We start from the raw sequence: 9,699 nt of genomic DNA, 5'->3' as shown, positions 1-9,699 counted from the left end.
GCCAATGGACATGATGGGCGTCTTTTACTCTATTGTTATGCTGGCTGCTCTTTTAGAGAGATCATACAAGCGCTCATGAGAATTGGCTTGCTTGGAAAACAAGCCTTTTTTGATAAAGCTTATGATCACACGCTCTCTTTCTCAAAACAGTTTTGTGCTGATCTCAAACGAGCAAAACAGAAAGCAGAGAGAGTAAAAGCAATTTGGCAACAATGCCAACCAATCAAAAATACTTTAGCAGAAACCTATTTACGTATGCGGGGTATTACATGTGATTTGCCTGCTGATTTACGCTTTTACGACAAATGTTCGCACCCCTCTGGGGGTACATTGCCCGCGTTGATTGCTCTTGTTAAGGGGGCTGGTTCCTTTGCCATTCAATGTTGGGATCTGTAACAGGCGGCGCTGTGCATTTAAGTCAAGCCAATCCCAAACATCTGGTCATTTGTGAGGGCATTGAAACCGGTCTGGCTCTGCTGTCTGGGTTGTTATCAGAACCCGTTAATTTATAGGCGTCCCTTTCAACCCTATGAAAATGCAAAATAGATATAAAATATCTATTTTAATAGTACCTATTGAAGAAATAGTAAAAATACATTACATTAGAACTACTTTGTAACACATTAAGTGGTCGTAAAATGGCTGAGACGACATTTACCTTTCGCGTCGATGATGTATTAAAAAATGAATTTTCCAAAGCAGCAAAGGCGTGTGATAGATCTGCTGCACAATTATTGCGCGATTATATGCGCGATATCGTAAAAGAACAAAAAGAAAAAAGTGCATACGATTTATGGTTTCGGGAACAAGTTCAATTAGGGATAAATTCTGCTAATGCAGGTGATATAATATCTTCTGAAGAAATCGAAGCAGAAGCAAAGGAATGGCGCTTAAAAACACAAAGTAAACTCGATAGATCAACTTTATGAAGCTAATTTGGACACAAGTAGCACACGTTGACCGCAAAAAGATCCGTGAATACATATCACAAGATAATCCTTCTGCTGCCTTAAAGTTTGATCAACTTTTATCTGAAAAAGTAGAAAAACTTGTTAAACTTCCTACTCTTGGTCGTTTAGGACGAATTGTAAATACACGTGAACTTATTGTACATCCAAATTATATCATGATTTATGATATTTCAAATGGCGTTGTGCGTATTTTACGTGTGCTTCATACAAAGCAAAAGTTTCCTTAATCAACTGTATTTTTATTTATTTAGTAATTGAAGCAAATTATTTTCTACAATACTGCGCTCCGTATCAGTAAGTAATGATAGATTACTATTTTTATAATGTTGCGAATATGATTGCATAATGCACTTTGCACACCGCTTAGTTTCTACTCGTAAAAATAATGATGATACTCTTGGTAAACGACGTTTTATTATCAATGATGTCATGGTCGAAAAGCTTAGGGAACTCTTAAAAGAAACCCCCATGGTCTCTTAATGGTGCGTGATGAATTGTCTGGTTTTTTAGCAAATCTGGAACCTAAGGGATATCAAACAGACCGTGCTTTTTATCTAACGGCTTTTAATGAAGATGATCAATTTACCTATGACCGTATCGAGCGTGGAACCATTTTTATCCCTCATGTCACTTTATCTATGATTGGAGGCATTCAACCCTCACGAATTATTCCCATCATTCAAGCAATACAGCGTGGAATAAACGATGATGGTTTACTGCAACGCTTTCAAATGATTGTCTGGCCCGATGACAATAAAGAGTGGCAATTGGTTGATAAACCGCCCAATCAAGAGGGGTGGCAAAAGTATGAAGGAGTTTTTCGCTCTTTTCGTGATAAACGCTTAGGGTCTCCCGAACAACCACTGATTATGCGTTTTTCTCCTAAAGCACAAGTGAAGTTTTATGAATGGTTCGAGCATCTTCATAAAGAGGCAAAAGGAGGTACGCATTCAGAAAGCTTACAATCGCATCTTTTAAAAATGCCAAAGACCATAGCAAGCCTTGCGTTGATTTTTGAACTTCTTGACACTGGTCGTTTAGAAATTGGACTCTATGCCATCACAACAGCGTTGCGTTGGACAAGTTATCTGCTAAGCCATACCAAACGTCTTTATGCGGCGCATGATACATTAACAGCAGAGCGTGCAAAATTAATTGTCGAGCGTTGTAATCATTTATCTGATGTTTTTACAGCAAGGGATATCTATAGACGGTGTTGGCGTTCTTTAAAAGACAAGGAAGCTGTGAAGCAAGCTTTAGAGCTTTTATGCCGTTGTAACTATATTCGTGAAATTTCTGAAGAGAATAATGGCTTAGGTCGGCGTCCTGATAGACGGTATGAATGGCATCCTTTCGTCAAAAGCAACAACATAAAACAATAAAGAAACCTCTTTTTAAGTCTTTAAAACATCACGCAAAACTCTTTTAATGGCATTCTCATCAAGGAACTTTTCTCCCCCAAAATGATCTGAGTGGCTTTGTAAAAAGAGTTTTGTCATTTTTGTCAGTTTAGTCAGTTCATTCTAGCCCCTATAGCATTTTTTTCAAATGGTAAAAAAATAAAAACATTATATTTCAATAGGTTAATATCTTTAAAACATAACTCATATCAAGAGTACAATCTTTAAAGATAACCAATGATGTGAATTGATTAAAACTTGTCAGTTTGTGTCTGTAAATTGAACTGACAAACTAGATTATTTTAGTGAATCATAAAACCTATCAAAATAATCATTCTGATATTTTAAAGCCCATAGTATATTTATCTTGATTAACCCGTGAAACGAATAGGAAATTTCACTATTTTGCTGATCTGCTCTCTCTCATATGCTGTGGATAAACAGCCATAAAAAAACCTTTTGAAAAAAATTTATCCGCTTTTGAATGACTTTACCTCTTCTGATACTCGCTATTTATCCTAAATGGATTTAATTGACTTCATTTCGATTCTTTTGAAGAGAATTAATCAATAGAATATATTGTCATGGAGTCTATTCTTTATGCTTCGCCCTCATCATTCTGATAATGAACACGTCACTTTACGCTCTCTCTTAGAATATTATCGTCAACGAGCTAAATCACCCCGTGAATTAGGAACCATGTTTGAAAACCTTGTCATGGCTTATTTGACAAACGACCCGCTTCAAAAGCAGGAATACGAAAAGGTTCAAACTTATTTGGAATGGGCTAAGGAGCATGGAGAAGATGGAACTGATATTGGCATTGATCTAGTCGCTACAGTCCGTGATGAAGGTGGCTATGCGGCTATTCAATGTAAATGCTATGACGCCTCTCACATAATTAAAAAAGAAGATATTGATAGTTTTATAGCAGCTTCTGGCAAAAAGATCTTCACGCGTCGTATTCTGATTGATAGCACCGAAACAGATTGGAGTGACAATGTTGAACTGACTTGTGAGGGGCAAGAGGTTCGTATTCAACGCATAAACCTTTTTGATTTAGAGAACAGTCAAATCGATTGGGGGGCGTATAAAGAACAAGGACAAGCCGTTCTTAAAGAGCAACCCAAAAAAAAGCTTTTAGATCATCAAAAAGAAGCCCTTGAGAAAGTCTGTGAAGGATTACAAGAAGCAGACCGTGGCAAGCTGATTATGGCATGTGGAACGGGCAAGACTTTCACCAGTTTGAAGATAGCAGAAACTCTTGCTGGGAAAGGCAAGCGTGTTTTGTTTTTGGTGCCCTCCCTTGCTCTTATCTCTCAAACAATTCGTGAATGGACAGAAGATACAGAAGTGCCTTTGCGTTCCTTTGCCGTGTGTTCCGATACACAAGTAGGAAAACGTCGTAAGAATAAAAATGATGCTCTTGAATTTGATAGCTCTGATCTTGCCTTGCCGGCTACCACGGATGCAAAAGAACTGGCTCGCAAAGCGGGTAAGGTTTCACATGATCTGATGACCGTGGTGTTTTCCACTTACCATTCAATCCAAGTGATTTCGGATGCACAAAAAGACCATGGTTTACCCGAATTTGATTTGATCATCTGTGATGAAGCGCATAGAACCACTGGGGCTTCATTGGGAACTGAAGACAATGAATCTGAATTTATCAAGGTTCATGATAACAGCATCATTCGAGGTAAAAAACGGCTGTATATGACAGCAACGCCCAAGATCTTTACCGATGATGCCAAAAAGAAAGCCGATGAGATCAATGCCGTTCTAGCTTCTATGGATGATGAAGAGCTCTATGGAAAAGAGCTTTATACCTATACCTTCTCAAAAGCCGTTCAGAATGAACTCTTAGCACCTTATAAGATTATTGTTTTGGGTGTTAATGAAGAGGAAGTAAGTCAATCCATTCAACATCTGATGACCGATGAAAATTATGAACTTATTCTTGATGATAAAACCAAGATCATAGGTTGTTATCAAGCCCTTGCCAAAATAGATCTAAAAGTTGATCTAAGTGATGACCCCAATCCCATGCGGCGGGCTTTAGCATTTTGTAAAGACATTAAAACTTCTGAACGTATCCGTGATACCTTCAATTCTCAAGAAATACAGGAAGAATTATTTAATCTTCATCAACTCTATAAAGAGACGCCGCCTCTTCACTGTACCTTTGCTCATATTGACGGAAAACAAAGTGCCAAAATGCGCAATAAAGCCCTTGATTGGCTTAAGGAAGATGCGGGGGAAAATAGTTGCCGTGTGCTCACCAATGTAAGATGTCTGTCTGAAGGGGTGGATGTACCCGCTCTTGATGCCATCATGTTTTTACACCCGCGTAAAAGTCATGTGGATGTGATACAGGCGGTGGGGCGTATCATGCGCCGTGCAAAGGATAAGAAAAGAGGCTACATCATTTTACCCGTTGGGATCCCTGCTGGGGTTTCTGCTGAACATGCTTTACGCTACAATAAGAGATACAAGGTAGTCTGGCAAGTGATCAATGCTTTGCTTGCTCATGATGAGAATTTTGAAATCACCCTTAACCAGATGATTTTGGGGCAAGATGTTAGTGATTCTTTGGAGATTGTCGCCTTAAAGAGCATGACCGCGGTTGAGGATAAACTTCATATCCATGAAAAATCAGAACATATGGGGCTTGAGATTGGAAAAGCCGCTCATGAACCACAAATTATTCATAGCGTAACAGGAAGATTACCTTTTTATAAAGAGTTTCCCAATGCTTTGAAAACCCTTATTGCAAAGAAATTTGCTATTGCGGATTATTGGGAAAATTGGGCAGGCAATGTTGCTGAGATTGCTCAAAATCATATCACGCATCTTCAAAACCTGCTTGCTGATGAAAACAGTGAAGCCTTTCATGCTTTTGATGCATTTCATAAGGAATTAAAGAACAACTTAAACAGTGAAATAAAGCAAGAGGAAGCCATTGAGATGTTAGCGCAACATCTTGTCACGCGTCCCGTGTTTGAAGCCTTGTTTGAAGGAAATGAATTTGTGCAAAACAATGCCATTTCGCAAGCAATGGAAAGGATCTTAACAGAACTGGATAAAACCAATATCGAGGAAGAATCCAAGGAATTACAAGAGTTTTATAACAGTGTAAAGCTTCGTGCTTCTGGGATTACCTCGCCTTTAGCAAGGCAAAATCTTATTATTACGCTTTATGAAAGCTTTTTTGCCAAGGCATTTAAGAAAACCACGGATAAGCTTGGGATTGTTTATACCCCCGTTGAGGTCGTGGATTTTATCATTCATTCTGTTGATGATGTGTTGCGTAATGAATTTGGAAAAAGCCTAGGATCACGGGGGGTTTCTATACTTGACCCCTTTACTGGAACGGGTACCTTTATCACACGGTTATTACAATCGAATCTCATAAAACCAGAGGATATGGCATATAAATTCCGTCATGATATCCATGCCAATGAGATTGTTTTGCTTGCCTATTACATAGCAGCGATTAACATTGAATCGACCTATCATAGTCTTATGAAAGGTGAGTATATCCCTTTCAAGCATATTGGTTTGGCTGATACGTTTCAAACGCTTAAAGAAAAAAACTTGATAGACGGTATACTCAAAGAAAACAGTGAATATTTAGAACACCAGAAAAATCTGAACATCAAAGTTATCTTTGGTAATCCCCCTTACTCGGTAGGACAAAAGAATGAAAACGATAATAATCCCAATATATCTTATCCCATATTAGATGATCGTATTCGTGAGACTTATATAGCTAAATCGAAAGCAACTAGTACGCAAAAGTTATATGATAGTTATATCCGCGCTATCCGCTGGGCTAGTGACCGTATTGATAATGCTGGGGTAATCGGCTTTGTCACAAATGCCGGTTTTATTACTGGACATTCTATGGATGGTTTACGCAAATGCCTCGTTGAAGAATTTAGCAGCCTTTATATTTTCCATTTACGGGGGAATGCACGGACTTCTGGAGAACAACGTAAAAAGGAAAGTGGTGGCATTTTTGGTGAAGGATCTCGAGCTCCCATAGCTATCTCTATTTTGGTTAAAAATCCAGAATCTCAACAGCGTGGCAAAATATATTTCCGTGATATTGGAGATTATCTCTCGAGAAAAGAAAAGCTTATAATAATAGAGTCTCTTGGTAGCATTGATGGTATTACACGGAGCAAACAAGGTTGGCAAATAATTACACCAGATAAGTACAGTGATTGGCTTGATCAACGTGATGACAGTTTCAAAACATTCTTAGCTATGGGTGTCAAAAAGGGGCATGATAAAAAGCTCTTTGAAACTTATTCTCTTGGTGTTTCAACCAATCGTGATGCTTGGACGTATAACTCAAGCCGTGAATCTGTAAAGAAAAATATGAATAACATGACTGCCTTCTATAATAATGAGGTAAAACGTTTAAATAATACCTATTCACATGCTGATCGTACAGCACGTGCAAAGGTCGTGAATGATTTCGTCAATTCCGATGTAAGAAAGATTAGTTGGAGCAGTACTCTTAAGAGAGAATTATTAAGAGGTAAATTTTCCGAATTTGAAGATAAATGCCTTATTCAAAGCCTATACCGTCCTTTTACACAACAATGGCTTTATTACAATAGCGTCTTTAATGAAGCAGTTTATCAAATGCCGCGGATATTCCCGATAAGACAAGCGGTTGATAATAAGGTGATACAAATTACAGGTATAGGAGCAAAGAAAGACTTTTCTGTATTGATGACTAAAGCTTTGCCTAATTTAGATTCAATAGAAAAAGGTCAATGTTTTCCACGCTATATTTACGAAGATACTACGGTTTCAAAAAATAAAAATGAGAAACAATCCCATTTGTTTACAAACTCTATAGAGGAAAACAAAACAGCTGGTTTACAAAGGCGTGATGCCATTACGGATGAAGGGTTAGAACATTTTAAAGTAGCTTATCCTAATGAGACTATCACTAAAGATGATTTGTTCTATTACGTTTACGGTTTACTTCATTCGGAAGATTATCGCGCCCGTTATGCTGATAATTTATGCAAAGAATTACCTCGCATTCCTTGCGTAAAGAGTGCTGATGATTTTTGGAAATTTGTGACAGCAGGGCGTGAACTCGGTCATTTGCACGTGAATTATGAAACTGTAGAACCTTATCCAGTGACCTTTAAAAGGGGTAATCCAAAAGTTACAGAGATCTCTAATCCCGAAAAATTCTATTACGTTACAGAAATGAAATTCGCTGGGAATAGTAAGGAAAAAGATAAATCGATTGTTTTTTATAACAGCAATATCACAATAACAGATATCCCTCTTGAAGCTTATGAGTATATCGTCAATGGTAAACCCGCTCTTGAATGGGTTATGGGGCGTCAGTGTGTAAAGACTGATAAAAAGAGTGGTATTGTGAATGATGCTAATCGCTATGCTGTTGAAACTGTTGGCAACCCTGCTTATCCATTAGAGTTGTTTCAGAGGGTTATTACCGTAAGTTTGGAAACAATGAAAATCGTAAAAAAACTACCAAAATTAGAAATGAGAGAAACTGAATAGATTTGGCATGCTAAACTCACAAAGGGGTATAGAATCTTATAACCATAATCTATACCTCTCTTGTTAAGTTGATTAGATACAATCTTTAAAAGGAGTGTTTATATGCATTATTCTAAAAAGAAGAAACTTACACTTTTAAATACTCTACTTTGAATTGCTTTAAGACTTTTAAGAAATCCCATCTTAAAGTGAATACGCTTCTTTTATATTGCCTTTAAAAGATTAAACCGTAATCTAAAATGATAGCTTTATTGTTATCAGAAGCTTTATTTAAAGAGGGTTATGTATATTCATTTTCTTATATTACTTATAGGTTTTGAAGGTTCTTAAAACCCCCACCCCCCCCTACAAAACGTATGTTATTGATTGAATTTAAAGGTTGTATTATTGATATAGGTTGTTTTTTTGAAAAGTTGATAAAAATTAACATATTGAAATATAATGACTTTTATTTTGATTTTTAAAATATATAAAGAGGGGGCGTAAAAAGCACCTCCAAAACCCCCAAAAACCCCTAAACCTCCAAAACTCACAACCATAATGGTCTTGATAGCATTTATTATGATTATAATCCCTTTCTTTTGAAAGGCTTTAAAAGATCACATACTCTCATAAGACACGTTTTAATCATTCACTAAATGATCACTTTTGTCGATTCAATGTACTGACACAAACTGACAAATATATATTTATAGTTGTATTTATTTGTTATGGTTGTTTTAATAAGTTGTATTTTGAAAAATTGATAAAACTTAACTTATTGAAATATAATGATTTTAATTTTATCTCATTTAAAAAAAATGATATAGGTTCTAAAAAGAACTGACAAAAATGACAAAAGTCTATTAAAAGGGATTTTGCTCATCTCTATAATTATCATTCTTTCTTTAGATGTTTTCATAAAAAGCAGTAAATCATAATTATCATATATTCTATTTATCATTTCTCTTATGAAAATGGAAAATGATGCCATGGCTATAAAGAACATAACAGCCATAGAGAATGCGTGAAAAAAGCAGGCTTTCATAATCACATGCAAATGAAGGCATGATTATAAAGACAGTCCCTATAAAAAGCTGTTAAGTTGCAAATGTGTTATTAAAAGAAATTAACAGAAATCTTAAAAACCATTTAGTAAAAAAACTGATAGGTTATAAAGATAAAAATACGCATTATGAGAGCGTTTTTAAATATTATAAATGTATAGATTCAAAAAATAACGCAATCTTTTCATAAAGCCTATAATATAGCTTTAAAAGCATATAAATATAAAAGAAGCAATTGATAATAACATGATAAATGTTTACACATAATAAATTTAAAAAAATATCAAAAAAGATAAAATATTAATTGACAATCAATACGTATTTTGCTATATGAATAATTAAGTGATCAAAACACTAAACATGTAGCGAAGAGGTTACGATAAACCTAATCCTATTAAAAACTGACTATCTTTTATGCTTTTGTTAGCATATATAGTGATTTTGTCGGGTGTAGTTACGCTATACAATACCCTTTTATGGGAAAAGCGTAACAACGGACTACATGCCGTGTTTTGAGCGCCCGGCATCCTTATAGGGTGTTAATTCAAAATTATAAACATGTAGGATTTAATTATGACAACTATATCAAAAAATACCCCCGTTATCTCTTCCATTGCAAATGAAACCGCCCCTGTTAATCAACAAGAGCCTGCAAAAAAATACGAATTTACCAATGAAAAATTCACTTTTGATGGTCTTACTTTACACCGTATACGTGCTCTA

The 9,699-nt window shown here is 36.0% G+C and carries 3 protein-coding genes and 2 pseudogenes; all 5 read left to right on the top strand.

The window, feature by feature from the left end; genetic code table 11:
• A pseudogene (locus ACFIKJ_RS08215) lies at nt 1–509 on the top strand (virulence-associated protein E); the annotation flags it as partial.
• A 129-nt stretch (nt 510–638) separates the two neighbouring features.
• Nucleotides 639–929, top strand: a complete 291-nt coding sequence (locus ACFIKJ_RS08210) for a CopG family ribbon-helix-helix protein (RefSeq protein WP_208439813.1) — start codon at nt 639–641, stop codon at nt 927–929.
• Nucleotides 926–1,198 (top strand): type II toxin-antitoxin system mRNA interferase toxin, RelE/StbE family, encoded by a 273-nt coding sequence (locus tag ACFIKJ_RS08205; RefSeq protein WP_004856836.1) that lies wholly within the window; start codon nt 926–928, stop codon nt 1,196–1,198. Before ACFIKJ_RS08210 ends, ACFIKJ_RS08205 begins: the two co-directional genes overlap by 4 nt.
• A 178-nt stretch (nt 1,199–1,376) precedes the next feature.
• Nucleotides 1,377–2,353: pseudogene (locus ACFIKJ_RS08200) on the top strand (DUF3987 domain-containing protein); the annotation flags it as partial.
• Between the two features lie 618 nt (nt 2,354–2,971).
• Nucleotides 2,972–7,930 carry a DEAD/DEAH box helicase gene (locus ACFIKJ_RS08195; protein WP_375670457.1) on the top strand — a complete coding sequence of 1,653 codons (4,959 nt, stop codon included), beginning with the start codon at nt 2,972–2,974 and terminating at the stop codon, nt 7,928–7,930.
• The last annotated feature ends 1,769 nt before the right edge of the window (nt 7,931–9,699 follow it).

This window comes from Bartonella sp. PS7NMGDW, assembly GCF_042193585.1.
Taxonomy (GTDB): domain Bacteria; phylum Pseudomonadota; class Alphaproteobacteria; order Rhizobiales; family Rhizobiaceae; genus Bartonella; species Bartonella grahamii.
This window is presented reverse-complemented; position numbering and strand designations above follow the sequence as displayed.